The organism is Cellulomonas sp. P5_C5 (genome assembly GCF_054049655.1).
This window is the reverse complement of the sequence record NZ_JBFULY010000013.1, coordinates 81,609-105,967: the sequence shown is the minus strand read 5'-3', so window position 1 is coordinate 105,967 and position 24,359 is coordinate 81,609. Positions and strand designations below refer to the sequence as shown.

Below are 24,359 nucleotides of genomic sequence, written 5' to 3'. Positions count from 1 at the left end.
GCCCGGGACCGACCACCCTCTTGCAGCCGACCGCCGACCTGGAGCACCGATGAGCCACGTACCCGACGTCGTCGTCACCGGACTGGGAGCCACCACGCCTCTCGGCGGTGACGTCCCCAGCACGTGGGCAGCCGCGCTGAACGGTGAGTCGGGCGCACGACGCTTCGACAACGACTGGGTCGAGCGATTCAGCCTCCCCGTCGAGTTCGCGGCGACCATCAAGGTCGACCCCTCCGAGGCCCTGACGCGGCCCGAGATGAAGAAGATGGACCCGTCCGCGCAGTACGCGGTCATCGCCGCCCGCGAGGCCTGGGCACACGCGGGCTCGCCCGAGGTGGACGGTGACCGGCTGGGTTCCGTCGTGTCCTCCGGCATCGGTGGCATCCGCACGATCCTGGACGCCTGGGAGGGCCTGCTCGCGAGCGGCAACGCGCGCCGGGTGCTGCCCATGACGGTGCCGATGCTCATGCCCAACTCCCCGACGGCCTACGTGTCGCTCGAGTTCGGCGCTCGCGCCGGAGCCCACGCCGTCGTGTCCGCCTGCGCCTCGGGCGCCGAGGCCATCGGCTACGGCGTCGAGATGATCCGCAGCGGGCGTGCCGACATCGTCATCGCCGGCGGCACCGAGGCGTCGATCCACCCGATGAACGTGGCCGCGTTCGCCGCGTCGCGCACGCTCTCGCTGCGCAACGAGGACCCGGAGCGGGCCTCGCGCCCCTACGACGTGGACCGCGACGGCTTCGTCATGGGCGACGGCGCCGGTGTGGTCGTCCTGGAGAGCGCCCAGCACGCTGCTGCTCGTGGCGCCCGCGTGTACGCACGCATCGCCGGTGTCGGCCTCTCCGCCGACGGGTACCACATGACCTCCCCCGAGCCGTCCGGCGAGGGCCAGATCCGCGCCATGCGCGCCGCGCTCGAGGAGTCCGGGATCGCCCGCCTCGACGTGGTGCACGTCAACGCGCACGCGACGTCGACGGTGGTGGGTGACCTCATCGAGGCTCGCTCGATCCGTGGCCTGCTGGGCGACGAGGCCGACCACGTGGCCCTGTCGGCCACCAAGTCGATGACCGGCCACCTGCTCGGCGGCGCCGGTGCGCTGGAGACGATCTTCACCATCCTCGCGCTGCACGACCGGCAGGCTCCGCCGACGATCAACGTCGACAACCCCGACCCCGAGCTCGTCCTCGACCTGGTGCGCGACAAGCCCCGCACCCTGCGCGACGGTGACATCGCCGCGATCAACAACTCGTTCGGATTCGGCGGCCACAACGTCGCCCTGGTCGTCGCGTCGGTCTGACGACGCGCGCACGACCCGGCGATCACCGGCGCGGGGCGAGTCCGTCGCGTCGGTGATCGCCGGGTCGCTCAGTAGCCGCTGAACGCGTCCGTGCGGATCCGGCGGACGCCCGAGCGGCGCAGGACGCGGCGCGAGTGGTCCACCATGCCCGGTCCCCCGGAGACGTACGCGACCCGTCGGCCGGCGTCGGGCACCGTGGCGTCCAGGATCGTCCCGTCGATCGTCGGGCCGGTGACGAACTCCCAGCCGTCCGGCAGCGCGGGCGGGGGTTCCGGGCTCACGACGACCACGCGTGCCCCGGAGCCGACGAGCACGTCGGCGTACGGCGCCTCGTCACCGGGACCGAGCAGCAGCACCACGACGACGTCCCGCTGCTGACCCGACCGCGCGAGGTCGGCCAGCTGGCTCACGAACGGCGTGATGCCGATGCCACCCGCGACGAGCAGCAGGGGGACGGCGGAGTCCTTGGGCAGGACGAAGTCGCCGCCGACGCCGGTCGCGCGCACGAGGCCACCCTCGGGCAGCGCGCTGAGCGCCTGCTTGAACGAGCTGAGGGACTCCGTCACCCGGAACGCGACGGCGACCCCATCGGCGTGGTCGGGCGGGGTGGCCAGCGAGAACACGCGTCGCGACCCGCGCGCGTCGGCACTCGTGTGCGGGACGTGGAGCTCGATCCACTGCCCGGGCCGGAACCGCACCGTGGCATCGGACGCGAACGCGACTTCGCGGATGCCCGGCGTGACCATCCGCTGGGCGCGCACCCGCAGGTGGACGGCTCGGCGCTGGCCCAGCGTGAAGGCCAGGACGTTGCCCACGACGAGCGCGAGCTCGGGTGACGCGTACAGGACGCCGAGGCTGAACGGTACGACGGTGAGCGCGCCGACCAGAGCGGCCTCCGACAGCTGCTGCCAGCGGCGCGGCGGCAGCGTGAGCGGCTCGGTGAGCATGAACCCGGCCGCGAAGACGAGCGGGTACGACTGCAGGGCCGTCAGGAGGGCGTCGAGCGGGGCGGCGCCGGCGGTGACGAGCCGAGGCAGGAGCACGGCCAGCGCGACGGCGAGGTAGGTGGCCACGAGCGCGAACCGACGGGTGCGCAGCACGACGACCAGTGCGGCCACGGTGACGACGGGCAGCAGGGCGGGCGTCGCMACCCACCAGGTGGCCCCGAAGCCGCCGAAGACAGGCGCGAGCAGACCCGCAGCGAGCGCGCCCGCCGCGGCGGGGTTGAGGACGTGTCTCGCGCGGACCGCCATGACGAACTTGGACAGCGCGGCGAGGGCGGCCGCCAGGGCGACGACGCCGAGCCCGGCCGGCGTGGTCTCCGGCCAGAACAGCAGCGCCAGGATCAGACCCGTGATGACGGCGGACTCGGTGTGCACGCGAGTGCGCCAGAGGGCGCCGCACACGCGACCCGCGAGCACGCTGACCCCCACGGCGACCACGGTGCTGACGGCGACGGCGACGGGGTCCTGCTGCACGGGACCGAGGACGGACAGCACCAGGGCAGCCAGCAGGACGCCACCGAGGGCGAGCGTGACCAGCCGGTACATCGTCACGCGGCCGAGGACGGCGTCGACGGCGCTCACGAGAACAGCTCCCCGGGGAGGCCGAGCGAGTAGCGGACGCGACCGTCCGCGTGCACCCGCACGTAGGTGTGGTCGAACGCCGCCTCGAGCCGGTCGGGGTCCGCGAAGAAGTGGGCCGTGCTCAGGCCGTCCGCGACCATCGCGGTGCCGGCGACGACCCAGGTGGCGACGACGTCCCGCGTCGGCTGCCCCGTGCGTGCGTCGACGACGTGGTGGAGCCCGTCGCCCCACGCCCGGCGGTCGACGGCCGACCCGCACAGCGCGGCACCGTCGAGCTCCACGACGCCGATCGCCCGCGTCGGGTCCCCGGGCTGCTGCAGGGCCACCCGGAACGCCGCGCCGCCGCGGTGCACCAGGTCACCGCCGGCGTCGACGACGTACTCCTCGATGCCGCAGTCGCGCAGCTCGGCCGCGACGAGGTCCACGAGCTGCCCCTTGCCCGCCGCACCCACGTCGAGCAGCACGGGCTCACGGACGACGAGCGTGGTTCCGTCGCGTTCGAGCACGTCGTCCCACGCCGGTGCCGGTTCCGGCTCCCCCGCGGGCCGCAGCGAGTAGCCGGCGTCGTACCCGAGCCGGACCAGGCTGCGGGCGACCAGCGGAGACACGGCACCGTCGGTGCAGCGGCCGAGCGTCGCGTACAGGTCGAGCAGCGGGCCCGCGTCCGCAGGGAGCCGGTACGTCCCCGGTTCGCGGGACATCCGGGCGACCACGGAGTCGTCGCGGAACCGCGACCAGACGGCGTCGTACGCCGCGATCCGGGACCTGACCCGTGCGAGCGTGACGACGTCCAGCGGTCCGTCGACGTGGATCGACCACCGCGTCCCGATCGCGTCGAACGACGCCTCAGGCGTGCGCATCCGCGGCGATCTCCACGAGCGCCGCGTTGAACCCGTCGGGGGTCAGCGACGAACCGGAGACGGTGTCGACGGTGAGTCCCTCGATCGGCTGCCCGACGACGACGTCGGCGACGCCGGAGGCGAACTGGGACTGGAACTTCTGCGATGCCGGGTTGGTCGCCTCCGGGGTGACCACGACGGCCGACACCACACCGTCCGCGAGCGTGATCGAGACGCCGACCGTCTCGGGCCCGGCGGGAGACTCGTACGAGCCGGTCGCGGTGTAGGTGCCGTCGGCGTACTCGGGCTCCTCGACGGCGGCTGCGGTCTCGGCCGGCTGCTCGACGGCCTCGTCCGCGGTGTCCGGGCTCGCGGCTCCGCTGCTGCACGAGGCGAGCCCGAGTGCACCGGCGACTGCGGACACCCCCGAGACGAGCACGATCGTGGTCCTGCGTGGCGTCCTCATGCGTGAAGTCCCCTCATCGTGTCCCCCTGGCCCGACCTGCGACGGCCGTATTGCAACAGGTCAGGACGCTAGGGTCCCCGGCTGGGCGCACGCTGTGAACGTCCAAGGGGCGAGCGAAGCGATTAAGCGCTCCTCAGCCCACGCGGTGCAGCCAGCGGACGGGCGCGCCGGCGCCGGCGTACCGGAACGGCTCGAGCTCGTCGTCCCACGCCTGACCGAGCGCGAGGTCGAGCTCGGTGCGCAGCCGGACCGGGTCGGCGGCGTGCTCGAGAGCGGCACGGATCCGGTCCTCCGGCACGACGATGTTGCCGTGCACGTCGGTCGCGGCGTGGAAGATGCCCAGCTCCGGCGTGTGGCTCCAGCGGGAGCCGTCGACGCCGTGGCTGGCTTCCTCGGTGATCTCGTAGCGCAGGTGGGCCCAGCCGCGCAGCGCGGACGCCAGGCGCGCGCCGGTGCCCTGTGCGCCCTGCCACGAGTGCTCAGCGCGGTAGAACCCCGGACCGGCCGGCTGCGCCGTCCAGTCGAACGTGGTGCGTGAGCCCAGCACGTTGCCTGCCGCCCACTCCACGTGGGGGCACAGCGCGCGCGGTGCAGAGTGCACGAAAAGTACACCGCGGGTGATCGCACCAGCCATGTCGTCCTCCTGAACGGGCTCGAGGTTCGCCTTCCCCAACGACCTCAGTCACGTTCCCAGGCTCACGCATGACATGCAGACAGCTTCGCGGCGTGCTGGGGACAGCATGCCGGACGACGGGCGAGGACGCCAGCGAGCTACAGCGTGTCGCGGATGGCGCGCATGGCTTTCTTGCGCACGGATCGCTCCAGGCGGTCCAGGTAGAGCATCCCGTCGAGGTGGTCGACCTCGTGCTGGAGGCAGCGGGCCATGAGCTCGACGCCCTCGACGACGACCTCCTTGCCGTCGAGGTCGGTGCCGACGACCCGCGCGTACCAGGACCGGTGCGTGGGGAACCAGAGGCCGGGGACCGACAGGCACCCCTCGTCGCCGTCCTGGTACTCGTCCTYGGACAGCTCGACGATCACGGGGTTGAGCACGTAGCCGACCTCGTCGTCGATGTTCCACGAGAACGCCCGCAGGCTGACGCCGATCTGGTTCGCCGCCAGGCCCGCGCGCCCGTCGGTGTCGACGGTCTCGAGCAGGTCGTCGACGAGGCCGCGCACGCGGTCGTCGATCGTGGTGATCGGGTCGCAGGGGGTGCGCAGGACGGGGTCCCCGACGGTCCGGATCTCTCGCATGGCCATGCGGAAGATCCTCGCACGACGTGCCGGTCCACGAGGCAGGGACAGGGCACCGGGGCGGTTGGGGCGCGCGAGTGTGAGCAGGACGACACCCCCGTCGGGCGCGCACGGGCGTAGTATTTTGTACTGACCGGTCAGTTTAAGGAGTCGTCATGATCGAGCCCGCCGTCACCGCCCTCGGCCTGCAGCTGCACGGCGACCGAGGACCCGTCTTCGGGCCCGTGGACCTCGAGATCGCCGCCGGGACCCTCACCCTGGTCCAGGGGCCGCAGGGCGCCGGACGGACCAGCCTGCTGCTCGCGCTCGCCGGGCGGATGGTGCCGGACCCGTCGTCCGACCTCGTCGTCCTCGGGCACCGGCTGCCGAGGCAGCGGACCCTGACGCAGCGCGAGGTCGCGCTCGCCGGCTTCACCGGCATCGACGAGCTCGACGACTCGGTGACCGTCGGTGACCACGTGCGCGAGCGGCTCGCCTGGCTCGCGCCCTGGTACCGGCKCGCACCCCGGGCCGACCAGGCGATCGTCGACCGCGCCCTCACACCCGTCTTCGGCGACCTGCCCCTCCCCGGCGCCCGGACGGTGGTCTGGCACCTCGACGAGGTCGACGCGCTCCTGCTGCGGATCTCCCTGGCGATGGCGCAGCGGCCCCGGCTGCTCGTCGTCGACGACGTGGACCAGGTGCACGACCGCGCCCGCCGGCGGATCGTCTGGGACCGGCTCGACGCGCTCGCCGCCTCCGGCGTCACCGTCGTCGCGTCCTGCGCCGACCCGGACGAGGCCGCCGGCACCCGCTGGACCGTCCTGCCCGTCTCCGCCCCGACCCTCTGAAGGACCGTCATGCTCTCGCTCACCTCCGGTACCGAGCTGCGCAGGTTCGGCCGCGGCCGCCTCCCCCGGCTGGCCGTCGCCGCGATGCTGCTGGTCCCGCTCCTCTACGGCGCTCTGTACCTCTGGGCGTTCTGGGACCCGACGGGCCACCTCGACGCCATGCCCGTCGCGCTGGTGAACTCCGACGTCGGCGCCGACCGTGACGGCACCCGGGTCACCGCGGGCCAGGACCTGACCGAGGAGCTGACCGACGGCGCCGCGCTCGACTGGGTGGTCACGGACCCCGCCGACGCGGCCGCGGGCGTACGCGACGGGGACTACTACTTCGCGGTGACCATCCCCGCCGACTTCTCGGCGGACCTCGTCTCGGCGGGCGGGGACGAGCCGACCGCCGCCCAGATCGACGTCACCTACAACGACGCCAACTCCTTCATCGGCACCACGCTCGGCCGCTCCGCCATGGACCACGTGCGCGACGGGGTCGCGGCGACCGCCGGCGAACAGGCCGTCGGCCAGGTGCTGGTCGGGCTCGGGTCGGCACGCGACGGCATGCTGCAGGCCGCCGACGGCGCGCTGTCCCTGCGCGACGCGTCGGAGCAGCTCGGGGACGGCGCGCAGCAGGTCGCCGACGGCGCGGTCGACACCCGTGACGGTGCCGCACAGCTCGCCGCCGGGGCCGCGACGCTCGACGACGGGATCGGCGCGGTGGCGGGCGGCGCCGACCGGCTCTCGTCAGGCGCGGCGCAGCTGTCGGACGGCGCGCGCACCGCCGCCGACGCGAGCGGCACCCTCGCCACCGGCACGCAGGCCGTCGCCGACGGCGTGCACAGCGCCACCCAGCAGGTGGACGCCGTGGCAGGAGAGCTGCCCGCGCTGGCCGACGGGCTCACGCAGGTCGGTGCCTACCTCACCGCCCGCGCCGCTGCGGGAGACCCGGACGCCGCCGCGCTCCTGGCGAGGCTGGGCGGAGCGGACCTGCCGGACGCAGCCGCGGTCTCCGCGATGACCGACCAGCTGCACGCGCTCGACTCCGGTGCTGCACAGGCCGCCGCCGGCGCGCAGTCGCTCAGCACGGGCCTCGCCACGCTCTCCGACTCGTCGACCACCCTCGCGTCCGGCGCGTCGACCCTCGCCTCCGGCGCTGACCGGGCCGCAGCCGGCGCCGACACGCTGGCCGAGGGGTCGGCGTCGCTGGCCGCAGGCACGGCCACCCTCGCCGACGGCGCCGCCCAGGTGGCGGACGGGACCGGCCGGCTCGGCGGMGGCGCCCAGGAGCTGGCCGACGGGCTGACGGACGGCGCGACGCAGATCCCCGACGACAGCACCGCGCAGCGCACCGCCCGCGCCGACGCCCTGGCGACGCCGGTGGCGATCGACGACGAGGACGTCGCCCCCGCCGCGAGCCTCGGGGAAGGATTTGCTCCCCTGTTCATCCCGCTCGCGCTGTTCGTCGGCGGCCTCATCACCTGGCTGCTCCTGCGCCCCCTGCCCACCCGAGCCCTGGCGACGCCCGCGTCCGGGTGGCGGGTCGCCCTCGCCGGCTACCTGCCGTCGCTCGTCATCGGCGCCGGACAGGTCCTCCTGCTGCTCGGCGTCGTCGGGTTCGGGCTGGGCCTCAGCATCGGGCACCCGATCGGGACCGTCGCGTTCCTGCTCCTCGTCGCCGCGTCGTTCCTGGCCGTGCAGCAGATGCTCCTGTCCGTGCTCGGCTCCGCGGCGGGCAAGGTGGCCGCGATCGCGCTGCTCATGCTCCAGATCACGTCGGCGAGCGGCACGTACCCGGTGGAGACCACGCCGGGGTTCTTCCAGGCGATCCACCACGTGCTGCCCATGACGTACGCCGTCGGCGGTCTGCGCAGCCTCGTCACCGGATCGCCGGACGCCCGCCTGTGGACCGCCGTCGCCTACCTCGCGATCGTCGCCGTCGCGTCGCTGGCGGTGACCGCGTGGAAGGCGGGGCGACTGCGGACGTGGACCGTGGCGCGACTGCACCCCGCGCTGAGCATCTGAGAGGCTGACGAGCATGCGCGCCACGGCCACCCGGGACCACATCGTCGAGGCCGCGCTCTCCCTGGTGGCAGACCGCGGGTTCACGGCCACGTCCGTCGACGACATCGCGTCGGCCGCCGGGGTGGCCAAGGGCAGCGTCTTCTACAACTTCGGCTCGAAGTCGGGGTTGTTCGAGGCGATCATCACCGAGGGCGTCGCACGGCTCACCGCAGCGCTGCGAGCCGCCACCGACGGCCTGCAGGGCCGTGACGCGCTCGAGGCGCTGGTCACCGAGCTCCTCACCCAGATCCGGGCACACCCCGACTTCGCGAAGCTCATGGTCGCCGAGACGTTCCGGACCGGTCGCAGCTGGCAGGACTCCATCCGGCTGGTGCGCGACGAGTCCATGGGCGCGTTCGCGGCCGTCGTCGCCGAGACCTGGCCCGACCGTGACGCGTCGCTGACGGCCGCCGCCCTGTTCGGCGCGACGCTCCTCGCCGGGCTCGAGTGGCTGGTCTTCCAGCCCACGCGCACCCTGGAGGACGTGCGAGCAGCTGTGCTCGCGACCGTGCACTGAACCCACCGGAGGCGCCGAGATGCCGACCGACCCACCGAACGGCGTGCACTCCGAGGTCGGGCGCCTGCGCCGGGTGCTGGTCTGCGAGCCCKGCCTCGCGCACCGCCGCCTGACCCCGACCAACGCGTCCGACCTGCTGTTCGACGACGTTCTCTGGGTCGAGAACGCGATCAGCGACCACCGCGCGTTCGTGGCCGAGCTGCGGGCGCGCGACGTGGAGGTGCTCGAGCTGCACGACGTGCTGGCGCAGACGATGGCGGTGGCCGGGGCGCGCGACTGGTTGCTCGACCGCAAGATCGTGCCGGACGACGTCGGTCTGGAGCTCGTGGACGACACCCGGGAGTTCCTCGAGCGCCTCGAGGCCCGCCGGCTCGCCGAGTTCCTGATCGGCGGGCTGGCGACCGTCGACATCACCGGCGGGTTCGACGACGACCACTTCGCGCTCGCCGAGTACTCCCCCGACACCCGCGAGTACGTCATGCCCCCGCTGCCCAACACCCTCTACACGCGCGACACCACCTGCTGGCTCTACGGCGGAGTCACCCTCAACCCGCTCTACTTCCCGGCCCGGCACGACGAGACCCTGCTGATGAAGGCCGTCTACCAGTTCCACCCGGCGTTCGTCGGCTCCACCGTCTGGTGGGGCGACCCGGAACAGCACTGGGGCCGCTCGACCCTCGAGGGTGGCGACGTCATGCCGGTCGGCAACGGCACGGTGCTGGTCGGCATGAGCGAGCGGACGTCACGGCAGGGCATCACCCAGCTCGCAGCCGCCCTGTTCGCGCAGGGTGCCGCCGACCGCGTCGTCGTCGCGGGGATGCCGCGGCTGCGCTCGGCGATGCACCTCGACACGGTCTTCACCTTCGCGGACCGCGACGTGGTGACCCTGTACCCGAAGATCGTCGACGCKATCCACTCGTTCACCCTGCGTCCCGGCGACGGCGGCCGCGTGCACCTCACCGACGAGGGCACCACCCCGTTCGTCGACGTCGTCGCCACCGCCCTGGGGCTGCCGGGGTTGCGCGTCATCGAGACCGGCGGCGACGTGTACGCGTCCGAGCGCCAGCAGTGGGACAGCGGCAACAACGCGGTCGCCGTCGAGCCGGGCGTCGTGTTCACGTACGACCGGAACACCACCACGAACGCCGCGCTGCGGGCGGCGGGAGTCGAGGTGCTCGAGATCCGTGGGGCGGAGCTGGGGCGTGGTCGCGGTGGTGGGCACTGCATGACGTGCCCGGTCAGCCGCGATCCGATCGACCTGTGAACAATGCAGAAAGCCCCCCGTGCTCAATGAGCTCGGGGGGCTTTCCGAAGTGCTGTGGAGAGTGGGTTCACTCCGCCGTGCGCTGCGTGGGAACGCCGGTGAGGAGCGAACGCACCTCGGACTCGTGGAAACGGCGGTGGCCGCCGAGGGTGCGGACGGCGGAGAGCTTGCCGGCCTGGGCCCAGCGGGTGACCGTCTTCGGGTCGACGCGGAAGAGAACGGCGACCTCGCCCGGCGTGAGCAGTGCGCCCTGCGAGAGGGGGGCGTCCGTGGTGGTAACAGCCATGATGGATCTCCTGTCGTTCGGTAGCTCGGCTGGCCCTGTAGGCCCCGTGGCTTTGCGTCCCCGCCTTGCAGCGGGTTTGCCGTTGTCGCTGACAAAAGGAACTATGCCCGAAACTGGACGCTTGTGCAACAACCTCCGACGCACGATTCGCGCGCAAACGGGTGATTTAGATGCGGCCATATCGGGCGCGGACGAACGAGTAGATGCCGTAGGCCACGAAGCCCAGGGCGACGATGACCAGCATGAAGACACCCGCGGGCTGGTCACGCAGGGCGTGCAGGGCGCCGTCGAGCCCCGTCGACTTGGACGGGTCGGCCGTCACGGCAGCGGTGACGAAGAGCACACCAACGATGCCCAGGGCAACTCCCTTGGCCACGTAGCCGAGCACTCCGAGGCGCCGGACGACAGGCCCGGCCGTCCCGGACGGCAGCCGCTGGAGGTCCTCGAGGAACTTCTTCTTCCACCCCTTGTAGACGTGGTAGAGGCCCACCCCGATGATCGCGAGACCCACGGCACCGACGAGCAGCCGCCCTCCAGGGGCAGCCATCAGCTTGGCGGTCGCGTCCGCCGTCTGCGTCGACGCGTCCGAACCGCCACCGCGGGCGAAGCTGAGAGCCGCGAACGCGAGCGCGAGGTACACCACAGCCCGCCCGACGGCCTTCGCGCGCTCCCCCGTGTCGTTCGACCCGAAGCTCCCGTGGATCGCCTTGGCCACCTGCCACGCACCGAGCGCGACGAACGCCAGGACCGAGAACCACAGGACCAGGGCGCCGAACGGGGTGCTGGCGATGGTGCTCAGCGCACCGGACTGGTCCGCCTGCTCCCCGCCGTTCCCGAAGGCCACCCGGAAGGCCAGCACACCGATCAGGATGTGCAGCACACCGCTGACCGCGTACCCCGCCCGCGCCGCCAGCTCCCATGACCGTTGTGCGTTCGCCGTGCTGCTCGTCGTCACCGCTTCATCTCCTCGCCTCGGGCCCCCGGCGCCGATCGTGGCAGCAGAGGGGCACTCCGGCGACCGGAGAGCACGGGAAGGTGGTGGGGCAGGTGGGGCTTGAACCCACGACCGACGGATTATGAGTCCGCTGCTCTGACCGGCTGAGCTACTGCCCCGAGGCACCGCACACCCTATCGAGGCCGCACGGGTGCGCCGGGCCCGACGCACGCGCGGGTACCGTGAGTCGGTGGCCCTGTTCTCCCGTCATCGACTGCCCGCGACCGACCGCACCCGGCTGGACCTGCGGTCCGGCGACGCCGTGCTGGTGAGCACCGAGCTCTCCGACGGTCGGTGGGCCGTCGCGTCCCGGCGGGCCCTGCACCTCGTGCCGGCCGACGGTCCTGTCGTCCGGCACCCGTGGTCCGACGTCGACCATGGCTCCCTGGACCCGGCGACGCGCACCATGACGCTGCGCTGGGTGTGGGGCGAGTCGGAACGACTGACCTTCTCCGAGGTGCCGGGGTCGTTCGCGTTCTCGCAGACGTTCCGCGAGCGCGTGCAGCAGTCGGTGGTGCATGCGGTGTCCGTCACACTCCCCCGCGGTCAGCGCGCGCGGGTCGTCCTGCGGCGCGACGAGGCCGGGACGATGTTCACGCAGGTCCTCGGGGACGCGTCGATCGACCTGTCGGACCCGGCCGTGGCGGCCGTCGTGGACGCGGCCGAGGACGAGGTCCGTGACGCCGTCGGCCTTCCTCGTTGACGTGCCCCGCTGACCTGTCCGGGGCACCCGTCGACGGCTGCTAGAGTTTCTTCCCGCACGATCCCTCGTAGCTCAATTGGCAGAGCATCCGACTGTTAATCGGACGGTTACTGGTTCGAGTCCAGTCGAGGGAGCCAGAGTCACCGCAGGTAAGGCCCCCTTTCGAGGGGGCCTTCGTGCTGTCGTGCCCACGACGTGCTGATGTCCTGCGTGCGTCGTCTGACGCTGCTCGGCGGCGTCACCCGGATGCGTCGTCGAGCAACCCGTCACGCGTACCGATGATCGGTGTGGGTCCTGACGGAGGGCCCTGCGAGGGGGAATGGTGAGAACCGAGCTGCGGGCGTCAGCAGTGTTCCTCTCGCTGCTCCTCCCTGCATCGCTCCTGGTCGGCTGCCAGAGCGCCTCGGCGGGATCGAGCCAGGACACGTCACCGCTCCGTCCCACGCCCACGGCGGGTCCTGAGGAGCCCAGGCGGACACCGGCCTCCGTCCCCGTTCCGACAGCGGACCCGAGCCCGAACGTCCTGGGAGTGGCGCCCGGGTCGGACGCGTGCCGCGCGGCATACGCGCAGGAGCTGCTCGCCCAGGACCCGACGTACTTCGACCACCGCCCCGCCGACGACCCGGTCGCCCTGCTGACGTACGACCGTCTCAGCGAGACCATCACTGCGGACGAGCACGCCCGCTGGGGGATACAGCGGCTCTTCGAGCCGGAGGCCGTCCCGCAGGAGTACCACCTGCCCGACCTGAGCGGCGAGGGCCCTGATCCCTTGACCGGCATCCTGCTCCTCTCGATGTGGGAGGCGGAGTGCCTCCCGATGGAGACGCAGCAGTGGGTCAGCGACACGATGACCCCGACCATGCTGCCCTAGCGTCGCGCTGGCCGGACCAGGTCCGACCCTGCCGGCATACCTGGGCGCTGAATCAGTCATCACCCGTACGGCCTACAGTCAAGGCGACTACAACTGCTTTACGTTCTCCTATGACAGGCAGGGGGAACTCCTAGGAGGCCCCTTCCGCACGGGCCGCAATGGCGCGGTCGTGATCGATCGAYGGGGGATGGAATGTCCACAGCACCTCGCAGGACCCTCTCACTGGCCACTCTCATGGCGACAATTGCCGCGCTCTGCTTCGGAGTGGTGGCAGCTCCGGCAGCCCAGGCGGCGTCCGGCACGGGAACCACCTGTTTCGGAACGGTCTGGGCTGGAACCGACGCGCAGTACTCCTTGCTGCGTATCAAGAACTGCGCCGCCAGCCCGGTGTGGATTGCGATGGATCCCGGAACCACGACGTTCGACGTGTACGCGTACTGCGTCGCCTCGGGCGGCTACCGGACCATCGACCGCACGTACCGGGCGGGACCGATGAAGACCGGAGGCGGCTACCCGATCTACTGCTCGACGGGCCAGGTCGGGACCAGCACGGTCGTGGCAAAGAACAGCGTGTCCTGGGGGCAGAAGACGATTCCCATCAGCTAGGCATTCACGGAAAGGTGCGCCTGTCTGTCGGCGGTCGTCGCAGGACGTATCGCCGCAGTAGAGGCGCACCTTTCTGGGTTGCGCGTCCTGAGGGATTCCGTCATGGCCGCGGTGGAATGCTCCCCAGCCCAGAAGGACCCAGGTCTGCAGGTGGTCGACCGGTCATCTGGCGAGCGCGACAGGGGGCCGTCGAGAGCCTGACCCGCGCCTACGCTGGGGCGATGGCTCTGACTGACGTCGACGTCGCGCTCGCTGCTGCGCAGGCGGGCGCGGTCGTCGTCCGGCGGGACTACGCCGTGGACCACGTGCGCCACGCGAAGCGCGGGATCGACTTCGCGACCCAGACCGACCTCGACGCCGAGCGCGCCATCGTCGCCGTCCTGCGCGCGCACCGCCCCGACGACGCCGTTCGCGGCGAGGAGCTCGGAGCCTGCGGGGGCACGTCCACGACGCGGCGGTGGCTCGTCGACCCCCTCTGCGGGACGTTGAACTTCGCCGCCGGAACACCTCTGGTCGCCGTGAACGTCGCCCTGACCGATCAGCAGCGTGTCGCAGCGGCGGCGGTGGTCGACCCGATCGCGGCGGACGTGTTCTGGACCGACGGGACGGCGGCGTTCGTCAGGGTCGACGGGTCGGACCGGCCGCTCCGACCGAGCCCTGCCTCGTTGCTGGTCGACGTCAACTGCGACGGACCGGTCKACCGGGCACTCGTCGGTCCCCAAATCCTGGCCGACCCCCGGTTCCGGACCAGGTTCGGCCCGCGCGTCATCTCCTCGACCCTCGCGGTGGCGTGGGTGGCCGCCGGGCGTCGCGCGGCCTACGTCTCGGACGGGGGCTTCCGGGACGACCTGCACTTCGCGGCGGGCATCGCCCTGTGCGAGGCGGCCGGGTGCGTGGTGAGCGACCTCGCGGGCGACCCGCTGCACACCGGTCGCGGGCTCGTCGTCGCGGCGGACGAGGACACCCACGGCGCGCTCGTCGAGATCGTGCGGCCCCACCTGGCGGGCGCCTCCGTGTCAGTGGCCGGCGCCGAGGGTCCGCGCGGGCCGTGAGCGGCGGTCGGCGCTGTCCGGGTCGATGCCGACGATCGTGACCGGCCGACCTCGCAGCGTCGCCCTGCGGACCTCCCCGGGGCTCAGCCGGCGGCGGGCGACGCGGCCAGCACCTCGGCGTAGAGCCGCCAGACGGCCACGTCCGCGTCCGCCTTCCGGCCCTCGATCACGGCGGTCGCGTACTCGCGGATCATCGCGCGGCCACGCTCGGAGGAGATCGCACTGCTACGGACCGCGTACCACCGCAGGCGGGCAGTGAGCAGGTCGTCGATCTCGCGGACGACTGCGCTCTCGCTCGCTCGTTCGATCGCGGCTGAGAGGCGGACCGTCGAGTCGAGAACGGTCCCGGAGCCGGGCGTCGCATCGAGTGCGTCCAGCACCTCGAGAGCCGCCTCGAAGTCGCGCGCGAGCTCGACCGGGTGCTCGTCCATGGCCCGCTGGAGCCGAACGCGGCGCACGACCCCGATGGCTCGCATCCCGTCGCGGAAGCCCTCGTCGTCGACGGTGGCGATGCTGGCGGCGCGATGGTGGTGGAGCACCACGAGCCCGCGCCGTGCGAGGACGGCGAGTGCCTCCCGCACGGGCGTGCGGGACACGCCGAGCCACGTCATGAGGTCGGACTCTCGAACCTGCTCCCCCGGGACGAGGGTGCCGTCGATGATCGCGTGCTGAATGGTCTCCACCGCCTTCTCCCGCAGCAACGGCACGGACGGCCGGGCCTCGGCATCCCGCCCGATCGCCGCCGTCGTGACGAACGCGTCGTCCGCGATGCGCCGCACAGCAGCCCAGGCGCCCTGTGCGGAGTCGAGGTCTCCGGTCAGTGAGGCGTCGACGACACGGCGCAGGTCCGGGAGGGCGGCGTCGAACCGGTCCGAGGACATCGCGAGGGCGCGCTCGACGTACGGGCCGAGGGTCTCCGCCAGCCGCTGGTACTCCGTGTTGCGCGCMGCCTGGAGGAACGGGCCGTGCAGGTCACGCAGCACCGTCGCGGCTCGGAGGCCTGCCCGCAGGGACTCCTCGCTCGCGAGGGCGGTCGTGCGGAGCTGGGCGAGGCGCTCACGTCCGGCGGGGGTGAGTCGGGTGAGCCCCTCCTCCATCGCCTGGCCGACGACCGCACCGAGCAGGTCGGCCGAGTCCCGCGCGCGAGGGTCGTCCAGACGGGTGACCTCGGTGAACCTCCGCGGCGACACGGTCACCAGCCCGACGGCGGCGAGCCGGTTCAGCGCCTCGCGCAGCGGCGCCCGCGACGTGCCGGTGATCTCAGTGAGGTCGTGGTCGGTCAGCCGCGAGCCGGGCGCCAGCTCGCCCGAGATGAGCAGGGCCTCGAGGCGCGCGTAGGCGCCGGCGCGCGCGGGGACGCCCTTGATGTCGATCGGCGTCGTCGGAACGGGCACGTGGCCATTGAACCGCATGCCGTTGACATCAGGACGTTGGTCCCACGCTCATCGATGAACGGTGAAATACGTTGTTGATATCAAAAATCGACTAGACCACCGAGGGATCACGATGAGGACCGGAACCACCACCCCCCCGAGGACGAGCGTGGCCTCCCGCACCCCAGCGCGGCGACTTCTCCTTCCGACGGTGCTCGTGGCCGGCCTGGCCGCGGCCTCGGTCGCGACAGCGGGACCGGCCTTCGCCGACGGTTCCGACTCGACCACCCCGTACACCGTGACGGCCGCCGGCCTGACCCTGCCCGACGGCAGGACCTTCGAGGAGAACGGGCACATCAACTATCGCGTCACGGCGCTCGACGGGTCCGGCGAGAAGACGTTCAACGTGCACCAGTCGGTGCCGCACAACGGCGTCTGGCCGCGCGCTGCGTACGTCGGAGCGTCCTCCTACCCGTGGACGGACCACCCGGATTTTGCGGCTGCCTTCCCCGACGACTACTGCATCTCGTGGGTGCAGGTGAGCGGCTACAACGAGCATTTCGGAGAAGGAGGGCAGGCGCCGGTGTGCACCGACGACTCGGACCCGGTGGATCCCGTGGACCCGGTCGAGCCTGTCGACCCGGTTGACCCCGTCGACCCGGTTGACCCTGTTGACCCGGTTGACCCCGTCGACCCCGTTGACCCCGTTGACCCGGTTGACCCCGTCGGCCCCGTCGACCCGGTTGACCCCGTCGACCCTGTTGACCCTGTTGACCCTGTCGACCCCGTCGACCCCGTCGACCCCGTCGACCCCGTCGGCCCCGTCGGCCCCGTCGACCCGGTTGACCCCGTCGACCCCGTTGACCCGGTTGACCCGGTTGACCCCGTCGACCCCACCACGCCCGTCGACCCGACCACGCCTACGAACCCGGAACCGGTCTCCGCGCAGGTGCTGGTCGCTGACGACGAGCTCGGGGCCGACGTCGGCGTGCTGGCAAGCACGGGGTCCGAGGCCGGCGCCCTCGCCGCCCTGGCCGCGGGGATGGGCGTCGCCGGTGGAGCGCTCGTGCTCCTGCGGCGCCGGCAGGCTGCGACGAGCTGATCCGACGAGCTCGAGGCCGCACCCACCGCCAGGCATCCTGCGGCGGGTGCGGCCTCGTCGCGAGCCTGGCGATGCTGACGGCCGCCGGGCCGCGGCCGCCTCGCCGCGGACGCGGGCGGGGCGACCGACCTGTCGATCGCGCTGGAGACGACGAGCGGGTCGAGGTCGGCCGCAGCCCAATAGCGTGCCGTCGGCAAATTGGTTGCCGTTCTTGGTCATATTCACCCGTTCGCGTGCCGATAGAGCGGGTGAGGCCGACGTCAGACACCCCCGTCGGACGGGACGGCCTCTCCAGCTGAACCGACGTCACACCGCAGGAGGCCCCCCGTGACCAGCCAGCAGACCCTCCCCATGCCCACTGTCGGCCTGAGCGCCCTGACCCAGCGCGAGCGCGTCGTCATGGGCGAGCTCGGCGAGGACATCACCCTCGAGGACATCGCCGCGCGCCTGTGGGTGACCCGCAACACCGTGAAGACGCAGCTGCGCAGCGCGTACCGCAAGATCGGCGTGTCCACGCGCGCCGAGGCGGTCGCCTGGGCTCGCGCCCACGGCATCTGACCTCGCTACGCCGGCTCCGCACGGCGCTCGAGCGGGTCGAGGACGTCCCGCTCGTCGCCCGGTCGGGCCGGCGGGTGTGGCCCCGGCTGAGTCCCGCGGCCCTGGAGGAGCACCTMCGCGGCGTGGTCGGCCAGCGCGAAGCCCGCCGAGCCGTACAGGTGGAACACCGCGTCCGCACCGTGACGCTCCAGCTCGGCGACGTCGTCGTCGTACCGGGCGACCGCGGCCACCTTGCCCGTGAAGCCGGCGGCCTGGAGCCGTGCCAGGGCGATGAGGTTGGCGTTGTGGAACGGCATCGCGAGGACGGCCATCTTGACCCGGCCGGCGCGCTGCACACGGTTCCAGAACTCCAGGTCGGTCGCGTCGGCGCGGACGACCTCGTAGCCCTCGTCCTGGAGCGCGTAGACGCGGGTCTGGTCGTGCTCGACGCCGACGACGGACAGCCCGTACTCGTCGCGCAGGCGTGCGTAGGTGGCGGAGCCGACGCGGCCCAGGCCGAGGACCAGCGCGTCCGCGTCGCCGACGTCGACCAGCCGGTCGTCGGGGTGCAGCCGTTCGCTATCCCGTGCCGGGAGCAGGCGCGACAGCCGTGAGGCGAGCTCGACCCCGCGACGGTTGACGATCGCGGACAGGCCGAAGCTGAACGCCACGGCGAGCGAGATGACCACGACCCACTGCCCGTCGAGCAGGCCGGTGCTCGCTCCGACCGCGACGACGATGATCCCGAACTCGGAGTAGTTCGACAGCACGAGGCCTGCCAGGAAGGACGTGCGCCGGCGCAGCCGCATGAGCCAGAGGACGACGGCGTAGGCCGCGACCTGCAGCGGGAGCAGGAGGAGCAGGAGCAGCGCCAGGCCGACCTCGAGCATGTGCGGCGTGCCGTGCAGCCCGATCTRCACGAAGAACGCGACCAGCATGAGGTCCTTGAACGTCATGAGGGACCGGGACAGCTCGCCCGCCTGGGGGTGGGACGCGAGCAGCACGCCCACCACGAGGGCTCCGACGTCACCGGCGATGCCGACGAGCTCGAACAGCCCGTACCCGAGCACCACGGCGACACTGACCCCGAAGAGCGCCTGCAGCTCGCCGTGACCGATGCGGTCCCAGATCAGGTAGAGGATCCGCCTGCCGGGGATGAGCAGGACGAGCAGCAGCGCCCACGGGCTCGGCGGCTCGCCGCTGGACAGCGACAGGAAGATGACGGCGGCGACGTCCTGCATGACGAGCACACCGACGGCGATCCGCCCGTACAGCGCGGTGGTGTCCGAGCGGTCGTCGAGCACCTTCACGACGAACACCGTCGAGGAGAACGACAGCGCGAACCCGACGAGCGCGAGCGCGCCGAACGACTCGCCGCCCAGGAACCCGAACCCGATCACGGCGAGCAGACCCAGGAAGCCGAGCGCGATCGCGACGCTGATCCCCAGGTGCACCACGGTGGTCAGCCAGATCTCGCGGCGCAGGAGGGTGCGGACGTCGAGCTTCAGCCCGATCGCGAACAGCAGCAGGACGACCCCGAAGCTGGCGATCGGCTCGAGGTACGGCAGCTCCGGCGCACCCACGGCGCCGAGGGCGAAGCCGGCCGCGAGGAAGCCGACGAGCGGCGGGAGGCGCAGGAGCACTGCGAGGAGCCCGCCGAGCAGAGCGGCGCCGAGGTACAGGGCCGCTGCTGCCATGAGGTTCCTCTCGCCGAAGCGGTGGTGAGCCCCTATCTTGCCCGCTCCGCGGAGACCCACGACGCACCGGGCGGTCCGGACCACGTCGGGGCGACCTGCGCGAGCGTCGACCCCGCGACAGCGAGCAGGTCGAGCCGCCGGTCGCGTGCCCGATCGCGAGCTGCGCCACGGCCGATGCCGGACGTCAACAGGCATAGTGTGGATCTGCGTCACGGCGTCGTGGCGAGCGTCCCGGAGGTTCAGCAACGGGTCTTGCGTTGCCGATCTCCACGGTGCCGGTCCTGGGGGTTCCCGATGACGGCGACGAGCACGCAGGTGGGCAGCTTCCGGTTCGGTGCGGCGACCGGTCGCTGGTGGTGGTCCGACCACATGTTCCTCATCCACGGCATGCAACCGGGCGACGTGGTGCCCACCCGTGAGCTCCTCCTCACCCACGTCCAGCGCGAGGAACGTGCCGCGGTGGGCGATGCGCTCGACCGGTGCGTCGGCGAGGGCGAGCCCCTGGCGTGCGACTACCTCCTCGTGGACATGACGGGTGCCCTGCGTCGCGTCGTCCTGGCGGTGGCCGGCGAGGGGGACGGGGACATGACCGGGTTCCTCGTGGACGTCTCCCCGGCCTACGCCGCGCTGCTGGCCGAGCGGGTGAACGCCGAGCTGACGCTCGCACTGGAGTCCCACGCGGCGATCGACCAGGCCAAGGGCATCCTCATGCTGACCTACGGCGTCGACGAGGACGCCGCCTTCGGCATCCTCAAGGAGAGCTCGCAGCGGCACAACACGCGGCTCCGCGAGCTCGCCCGTCGGGTGGTGGAGGTCGCGGCCCGCGGGCTGGAGTCGACGACGAGCGAGCTGCTCGACGAGACCCTGTGCGGGACGTCCGCCGACCAGAGCCCGCCGCCGACCAGCCGGCGGCGGCACCTGGACGTCTCCGTCGAGCGCACCGCCGCCGGGTCCGTGGTGCGGGTCTCGGGGGCGGTCGACCTGTCCAACCGGGACGAGCTGGCCGACGCGCTCTCGGTGGCGATGCTCGGGGCGGGCGACCTCGGGCGGGTCACGGTCGACCTGCGCGGGGTCGGCCGGATCGGGCCCGCGGTCGTCGACCTGCTCACCGCGGCCCTGCGGCGCAGCGCCGCGCACGGCATCGTGCTGACGATCGTCGGCGGCGGGGGCCCGGCCGACGCCTCGAACCCGGCCGCGCAGCGGTCGTCGATCGCCTCCCGCAGCTGACCCGCACCGGTAGCGCCCGGCGAGGTCCGTCGCCAGACTGAGCCGGTGCGATCACGGACACCTGGAATGTGGTGGGGACCGGCCATCGAGGCACCCGACCCGTCGGCCCTGGCGGCGTTCTACTCGCAGCTGCTCGGCTGGCCGGTCGTCCACGAGGAGCCGGGTACCGCGGTCATGGCGGCGCCGGGCGGGTCGACGTTCTTCGTGTTCCAGCAGGCTGACGGGTACCGGTCGCCCGTGTGGCCGCCGGTCGACGGCGAGCAGCGCCCGATGATGCACCTCGACTTCCAGGTGGGCGACCTCGAGGGTGCCGTCCAGGACGCCGTCGCGCTGGGGGCCACGGTGGCGACGTCCCAGTTCCGGGAGAACGTGCGCGTGCTGCTGGACCCGGCGGGGCACCCGTGCTGCCTGTGCCTGGACGAGGACTAGGCGCTCACCGTGTCCGGGTGCTGCACCCGCCCTCAGGCGGAGCGCAGCACGAGCAGGAACTGACCGCCGCCCGGCTCGACGTCGGCGGTCACGCGCAGGTCGGGCGCGTACCGGGAGAGCCGGTCGACCAGCCAGACCGCGGCCGCCTCGCCGTCCGCGCGCGTGGGGCAGCGACCGACGACCTCGCGGCCGCCCTTGCGCGTGAGCCGTTCGACGCTGGCGACGATCGGTGCCGGGTCGACGACGAAGAGGTCCGGCGACCAGGCGACGACCGGCTTCACGGCGCCCTTCTTCGTGTTGCACGCCCGGTGCGCTAGCCGCTCGGACCCGGGGGTCGGCTTCTTGCCCTTGGGCGTCGCGCCGCCGTCGATGCTGGGGCCGCGGTCGGCATTGACGGAGGCGTCCGGGTCGACCGGCTCGTCGCAGAGCCAGCATCGCCAACCGTCGCGTTCGCCGACCTCGTGAAGGGTGCTCATGGCCCGGAGACTACGGCGCTACCGTCGGTGGATGGGTTTCGACGTCACCCCCGACGTGTATCTCCGGTTCATGGGCCGGTTCTCGGAGCCGCTCGCCGCGCAGTTCGCCGCCGCGCTCGACCTCCCGTCCGGTGCCCGGGCGCTCGACGTCGGCTGCGGACCGGGAGCCCTGACCGCCCACCTCGTCGCGCGCCTGGGCGTCGATGCCGTCACGGCGGTCGAGCCCTCCGAGTCGTTCGTCGAGGCGGCGCGCGCGCGGTTCCCCGGGCTGCGCGTCCTGACCGGCGTCGCGGAGAGGCTCCCGCTGCCCGACGACTCCGTGGACCTGACGGTCGCCCAGCTCGTCGTGCACTTCCTGACCGACCCGGTGGCCGGGCTGACGGAGATGGCGCGGGTGACCCGACCGGGCGGGGTGGTGGCGGCGAACGTCTGGGACCACGCGGGCAACGGTGGACCCCTCGACGCGTTCTGGCGCGCGGTGCACGACCTCGACCCGGCCGCGCCCGGCGAGGCTGCCCTGCCGGGGACACGGGAAGGGCACCTCGCCGAGCTGTTCGGCGCAGCGGGGCTCCGGGACGTCCGGTCCTGGAGCGAGGCGGTCGGCGCGCGCTACGAGACCGTCGACGAGTGGTGGGCCACCTTCACCCTCGGCGTAGGACCGGCAGGCGCGTACGTCGCCTCGCTCGGGGACGCCGACCGGGACGCGCTCCAGGCCTGCTGTGCGGCGCGGCTCCCGCCGGCGCCGTTCGAGATCCCCGCCGTGGCGTGGTGCGCGAGCGGGTCGGTCGCCTGACCGGTCAGACCGTGGCGGCGCGTCTCGCGAGGTCCCCGATCTCCCCCGCGACCGTCGGCCACAGCTCGGCGGGCAGGTCGTGGCCGACGCCGGGCAGCGTGACGAGACGCGCCCCGTCGATCGCCTTCGCTGTCGCTCGTCCCGCCGCGACCCGCAGGATCGGGTCCGCCTCGCCGTGGAGCACGAGCGTCGGCCGGTGCAGGTCACGCAGCCGCGGGCCGTGCCACTGCGCGCCGATCTGGCGGCTCTGCGCCTTGGTGTCCCGCGGCCCGCTGTCGACCGCGCGCTCGATCCACTCCCGGGCGGCGGTCTCGTCGAACGGGTAGGCGGGCGACGCCACCCCGCGGGCGACCGCGAGGCTCGCCTCGATGTCGCCGTCGCGGCCGTCGGGGAACGTCGTGCGCGCGAGCCGCGCGAGCAGCCCGACGCGCAGGTAGCGGGCGACCCCGAGGCCCGAGACGTCGCTGGGCAGGGCCGCCGAGGACACGACGCTGAGGACCCGGTCGGGGTGCCGCAGGGCGATCCGCTGGGCGACGACGCCGCCCATCGAGTGCCCGACGACGTGCGCCCGGTCCCAGCCGAGCTCGTCGAGCACCGCGACGGCGTCGTCGACCATGTCCTCGGCGGTGTACGCGTCGCCCTTCTTCGCGAAGAGCGCCCGGAACGGGTTCGACCCGGCGACGTCGGGCAGCCGGGTGGACTCGCCCGCGTCGCGCTGGTCGTAGCGGGCCACCTCGAAGCCCTGGCGCGCGAGCTCGTCGCACAGGCCCGTCGGCCACCAGAACCGCGAGGTGGCCAGTCCCATGACGAGCAGCAGCGGCATCCCGGCGGAGCCGGCGAGGCGGTCGTACGCGATCTCGACGTCGCCGTTGCGGGCGTGCTGCGTGGGGGTCCAGGTAGTCATCGGGGCGCTCCTCCGTTTATTGCGATCAGTGTTCGCAATTCTAGCCTACGGGTGAGAGGGTGAGCGCATGGAGATGGAGACGGAGCACACCAGCATCTGGCTGCGCCCCGTGCGCGGCAGCCGGGGCCGGGCTCCGGAGCACACCCGCGACGGCATCGCCGCGGTCGCGGTGCAGCTCGCCGACTCCGACGGGCTCGGCGCCGTCACCATGCGCTCCGTCGCGCAGGCCCTCGGGGGCGGCTCCGCGTCGCTCTACCGGTACGTGCAGTCCCGCGACGAGCTCGTCGCGCTCATGGTCGACCAGGTCAACGGGGAGATCGACTACTCCGTCCTCGGGCACACCGACTGGCTCGCGGACCTCCTCGCGCTCGGAGGGCAGAGCCGCGCCGTCTACCTGCGGCACCCGTGGCTGACGGACACCCCCGCGGCGCCCGGCGACCTGGGTCCGCACGCCGTCGAGTACCTCGAGCACGCCCTCGGCGCCCTGCAGGGCCTCGACGTCGAGGGCCACCGCAAGCTCGAGGCGATCGGCGTCTTCAGTGCCGTCGTGCGGCTGCTGGTCCGCACCGAGATCGAGCAGCTCGGCACCGACCCCGTCGACCGTCGTCGCCGGCTCGCCGCCGCCGCCCACGTCGCGCACCTCGTGCAGGACGGCGCCCACCCGCACCTCGCCGCCGCGCTGTCCGCACCACCGGCCGAGGCCGACGAGAACCAGACCGAGCGGCTCCTCACGCGCGTCCTGCGGGGGCTGCTCGGCGTCTGACTCCTACGCCGCCCGGTCGTAGCCTGCGCGGCGCCCTCGACCCGAGCCCGTCACCGCCGCGCCGTCCGGAACCACCTGATCGGCCGCCACGGTGGCCCGCTGCTCGATCGAGACTCCCTGACCGACACGCGCACCCGCACCGACCCTCGCACGGGCGCCCACGCGCGTCGCGGCGCCCAGGTGCACGTTGCTCCCGACGACCGCTCCCGCGCCGACCACGACGTCCACGTCGACCCAGCTGCCCGGGCCGACCCGTGCACCGTCGTGGACCACCGCGCCCGCCTCGACGTAGGACGTCTCGGCCAGCCACGCGCCCTCGTGCGCGTGCGCGGCCGGCGAGACCAGACCCCCGCCGTTCGCGTGCCGCACGTAGCGCACGACCGCTCCGCGGTCGTCCTCGAACTCCACCAGACCCTTGATCCGTCGCGACATGCCTCTCCTTCG

General features: G+C 72.7%; 27 protein-coding genes, 2 tRNA genes and 1 riboswitch. Of the genes, 16 read left to right on the top strand and 13 right to left on the bottom strand.

The features are described from left to right. Positions 1 to 49 precede the first annotated feature (49 nt). Positions 50 to 1,297: a beta-ketoacyl-[acyl-carrier-protein] synthase family protein gene (locus ACXJKF_RS12980; RefSeq protein WP_456788125.1), complete on the top strand. Its 1,248-nt coding sequence runs from the start codon at positions 50 to 52 to the stop codon at positions 1,295 to 1,297. A 68-nt stretch (positions 1,298 to 1,365) separates the two neighbouring features. Here ACXJKF_RS12980 and ACXJKF_RS12975 read toward each other — a convergent pair whose 3' ends face one another. From ACXJKF_RS12975 to def, 5 genes are all read right to left on the bottom strand, one after another. After that, a complete protein-coding gene (locus ACXJKF_RS12975) occupies positions 1,366 to 2,883 on the bottom strand; it encodes an FAD-dependent oxidoreductase (RefSeq protein WP_456788124.1) in 1,518 nt (505 codons plus the stop codon). Then, a complete protein-coding gene (locus tag ACXJKF_RS12970; protein WP_456788123.1) occupies positions 2,880 to 3,743 on the bottom strand; it encodes an FAD:protein FMN transferase in 864 nt (287 codons plus the stop codon). The genes ACXJKF_RS12975 and ACXJKF_RS12970 overlap by 4 nt, the downstream gene beginning before the upstream one ends. After that, the gene (locus ACXJKF_RS12965; protein WP_456788122.1) at positions 3,730 to 4,188 is read right to left on the bottom strand and encodes a hypothetical protein; all 459 of its coding nucleotides are present in this window, start codon (positions 4,186 to 4,188) and stop codon (positions 3,730 to 3,732) included. Before ACXJKF_RS12965 ends, ACXJKF_RS12970 begins: the two co-directional genes overlap by 14 nt. Positions 4,189 to 4,321: 133 nt before the next feature. Further along, a complete protein-coding gene (locus tag ACXJKF_RS12960; protein WP_456788121.1) occupies positions 4,322 to 4,822 on the bottom strand; it encodes a DUF3145 domain-containing protein in 501 nt (166 codons plus the stop codon). 137 nt (positions 4,823 to 4,959) lie between these two features. Next, positions 4,960 to 5,448 (bottom strand): peptide deformylase, encoded by a 489-nt coding sequence (gene def / locus ACXJKF_RS12955; protein ID WP_456788120.1) that lies wholly within the window; start codon positions 5,446 to 5,448, stop codon positions 4,960 to 4,962. A 149-nt stretch (positions 5,449 to 5,597) separates the two neighbouring features. Here def and ACXJKF_RS12950 point away from each other — a divergent pair, with 149 nt between their 5' ends. The 4 genes from ACXJKF_RS12950 to ACXJKF_RS12935 are packed head-to-tail and all read left to right on the top strand — an operon-like array spanning position 5,598 to position 10,102. Next, the gene (locus tag ACXJKF_RS12950) at positions 5,598 to 6,272 is read left to right on the top strand and encodes an ATP-binding cassette domain-containing protein (RefSeq protein WP_456788119.1); all 675 of its coding nucleotides are present in this window, start codon (positions 5,598 to 5,600) and stop codon (positions 6,270 to 6,272) included. Between the two features lie 9 nt (positions 6,273 to 6,281). Further along, positions 6,282 to 8,282: a YhgE/Pip family protein gene (locus ACXJKF_RS12945; RefSeq protein ID WP_456788118.1), complete on the top strand. Its 2,001-nt coding sequence runs from the start codon at positions 6,282 to 6,284 to the stop codon at positions 8,280 to 8,282. Positions 8,283 to 8,295: 13 nt separating this feature from the next. Beyond that, positions 8,296 to 8,838 carry a TetR/AcrR family transcriptional regulator gene (locus ACXJKF_RS12940; protein WP_456788117.1) on the top strand — a complete coding sequence of 181 codons (543 nt, stop codon included), beginning with the start codon at positions 8,296 to 8,298 and terminating at the stop codon, positions 8,836 to 8,838. Between the two features lie 19 nt (positions 8,839 to 8,857). Next, complete coding sequence (locus tag ACXJKF_RS12935) at positions 8,858 to 10,102, top strand: arginine deiminase (RefSeq protein ID WP_456788116.1); 1,245 nt, start codon at positions 8,858 to 8,860, stop codon at positions 10,100 to 10,102. 67 nt (positions 10,103 to 10,169) lie between these two features. Here the strand turns inward: ACXJKF_RS12935 and ACXJKF_RS12930 are convergent, their stop codons facing one another. From ACXJKF_RS12930 to ACXJKF_RS12920, 3 genes are all read right to left on the bottom strand, one after another. Further along, positions 10,170 to 10,388, bottom strand: a complete 219-nt coding sequence (locus ACXJKF_RS12930) for a BldC family transcriptional regulator (protein WP_055913562.1) — start codon at positions 10,386 to 10,388, stop codon at positions 10,170 to 10,172. Positions 10,389 to 10,404: 16 nt separating this feature from the next. After that, positions 10,405 to 10,479, bottom strand: a riboswitch (cyclic di-GMP riboswitch). 75 nt (positions 10,480 to 10,554) lie between these two features. After that, positions 10,555 to 11,343 carry a DUF1206 domain-containing protein gene (locus ACXJKF_RS12925; protein ID WP_456788115.1) on the bottom strand — a complete coding sequence of 263 codons (789 nt, stop codon included), beginning with the start codon at positions 11,341 to 11,343 and terminating at the stop codon, positions 10,555 to 10,557. A gap of 81 nt (positions 11,344 to 11,424) precedes the next feature. Next, a tRNA-Ile gene (locus ACXJKF_RS12920) sits at positions 11,425 to 11,501 on the bottom strand. Between the two features lie 71 nt (positions 11,502 to 11,572). Between ACXJKF_RS12920 and ACXJKF_RS12915 the strand changes: the two genes are divergently transcribed. The 5 genes from ACXJKF_RS12915 (at position 11,573) to ACXJKF_RS12895 (ending at position 14,614) form a co-directional block, all read left to right on the top strand. Further along, entirely contained in the window at positions 11,573 to 12,085 is a 513-nt protein-coding gene (locus tag ACXJKF_RS12915; protein WP_456788114.1) for a hypothetical protein, read from the top strand. A 61-nt stretch (positions 12,086 to 12,146) separates the two neighbouring features. Then, positions 12,147 to 12,222, top strand: a tRNA-Asn gene (locus ACXJKF_RS12910). A gap of 392 nt (positions 12,223 to 12,614) precedes the next feature. Beyond that, complete coding sequence (locus tag ACXJKF_RS12905) at positions 12,615 to 12,956, top strand: hypothetical protein (RefSeq protein ID WP_456788113.1); 342 nt, start codon at positions 12,615 to 12,617, stop codon at positions 12,954 to 12,956. Positions 12,957 to 13,355: 399 nt separating this feature from the next. Then, entirely contained in the window at positions 13,356 to 13,562 is a 207-nt protein-coding gene (locus ACXJKF_RS12900; protein WP_456788112.1) for a hypothetical protein, read from the top strand. 221 nt (positions 13,563 to 13,783) lie between these two features. Beyond that, positions 13,784 to 14,614, top strand: coding sequence for an inositol monophosphatase family protein (locus tag ACXJKF_RS12895; protein ID WP_456788111.1), 831 nt, complete (start codon positions 13,784 to 13,786; stop codon positions 14,612 to 14,614). An 83-nt stretch (positions 14,615 to 14,697) separates the two neighbouring features. Here ACXJKF_RS12895 and ACXJKF_RS12890 read toward each other — a convergent pair whose 3' ends face one another. Continuing rightward, on the bottom strand, positions 14,698 to 16,008 hold the full coding sequence (locus ACXJKF_RS12890; RefSeq protein WP_456788110.1) for a GntR family transcriptional regulator: 1,311 nt from the start codon (positions 16,006 to 16,008) through the stop codon (positions 14,698 to 14,700). Between the two features lie 148 nt (positions 16,009 to 16,156). On the opposite strand from ACXJKF_RS12890, the gene ACXJKF_RS12885 reads away from it, so the two are divergent. After that, positions 16,157 to 17,089 carry an LPXTG cell wall anchor domain-containing protein gene (locus ACXJKF_RS12885; protein ID WP_456788109.1) on the top strand — a complete coding sequence of 311 codons (933 nt, stop codon included), beginning with the start codon at positions 16,157 to 16,159 and terminating at the stop codon, positions 17,087 to 17,089. 351 nt (positions 17,090 to 17,440) lie between these two features. After that, on the top strand, positions 17,441 to 17,647 hold the full coding sequence (locus ACXJKF_RS12880; RefSeq protein ID WP_456788127.1) for a LuxR C-terminal-related transcriptional regulator: 207 nt from the start codon (positions 17,441 to 17,443) through the stop codon (positions 17,645 to 17,647). 5 nt (positions 17,648 to 17,652) lie between these two features. Here the strand turns inward: ACXJKF_RS12880 and ACXJKF_RS12875 are convergent, their stop codons facing one another. Continuing rightward, positions 17,653 to 19,323 (bottom strand): cation:proton antiporter domain-containing protein, encoded by a 1,671-nt coding sequence (locus ACXJKF_RS12875; RefSeq protein ID WP_456788108.1) that lies wholly within the window; start codon positions 19,321 to 19,323, stop codon positions 17,653 to 17,655. A gap of 294 nt (positions 19,324 to 19,617) precedes the next feature. Here ACXJKF_RS12875 and ACXJKF_RS12870 point away from each other — a divergent pair, with 294 nt between their 5' ends. Beyond that, positions 19,618 to 20,550 carry an ANTAR domain-containing protein gene (locus ACXJKF_RS12870; RefSeq protein WP_456788107.1) on the top strand — a complete coding sequence of 311 codons (933 nt, stop codon included), beginning with the start codon at positions 19,618 to 19,620 and terminating at the stop codon, positions 20,548 to 20,550. A 66-nt stretch (positions 20,551 to 20,616) separates the two neighbouring features. After that, a complete protein-coding gene (locus tag ACXJKF_RS12865; RefSeq protein ID WP_456788106.1) occupies positions 20,617 to 20,979 on the top strand; it encodes a VOC family protein in 363 nt (120 codons plus the stop codon). A gap of 32 nt (positions 20,980 to 21,011) precedes the next feature. On the opposite strand, the gene ACXJKF_RS12860 is transcribed toward ACXJKF_RS12865, so the two are convergent. Continuing rightward, positions 21,012 to 21,455, bottom strand: a complete 444-nt coding sequence (locus tag ACXJKF_RS12860) for a hypothetical protein (protein WP_456788105.1) — start codon at positions 21,453 to 21,455, stop codon at positions 21,012 to 21,014. A 31-nt stretch (positions 21,456 to 21,486) separates the two neighbouring features. Between ACXJKF_RS12860 and ACXJKF_RS12855 the strand changes: the two genes are divergently transcribed. Then, on the top strand, positions 21,487 to 22,248 hold the full coding sequence (locus ACXJKF_RS12855; protein ID WP_456788104.1) for a class I SAM-dependent methyltransferase: 762 nt from the start codon (positions 21,487 to 21,489) through the stop codon (positions 22,246 to 22,248). A 4-nt stretch (positions 22,249 to 22,252) separates the two neighbouring features. On the opposite strand, the gene ACXJKF_RS12850 is transcribed toward ACXJKF_RS12855, so the two are convergent. Next, positions 22,253 to 23,152 carry an alpha/beta fold hydrolase gene (locus ACXJKF_RS12850; protein WP_456788103.1) on the bottom strand — a complete coding sequence of 300 codons (900 nt, stop codon included), beginning with the start codon at positions 23,150 to 23,152 and terminating at the stop codon, positions 22,253 to 22,255. 67 nt (positions 23,153 to 23,219) lie between these two features. Here ACXJKF_RS12850 and ACXJKF_RS12845 point away from each other — a divergent pair, with 67 nt between their 5' ends. Next, positions 23,220 to 23,915: a TetR/AcrR family transcriptional regulator gene (locus ACXJKF_RS12845; protein ID WP_456788102.1), complete on the top strand. Its 696-nt coding sequence runs from the start codon at positions 23,220 to 23,222 to the stop codon at positions 23,913 to 23,915. Positions 23,916 to 23,918: 3 nt separating this feature from the next. Here ACXJKF_RS12845 and ACXJKF_RS12840 read toward each other — a convergent pair whose 3' ends face one another. After that, on the bottom strand, positions 23,919 to 24,347 hold the full coding sequence (locus tag ACXJKF_RS12840) for a transferase (RefSeq protein WP_456788101.1): 429 nt from the start codon (positions 24,345 to 24,347) through the stop codon (positions 23,919 to 23,921). Positions 24,348 to 24,359 lie beyond the last annotated feature (12 nt).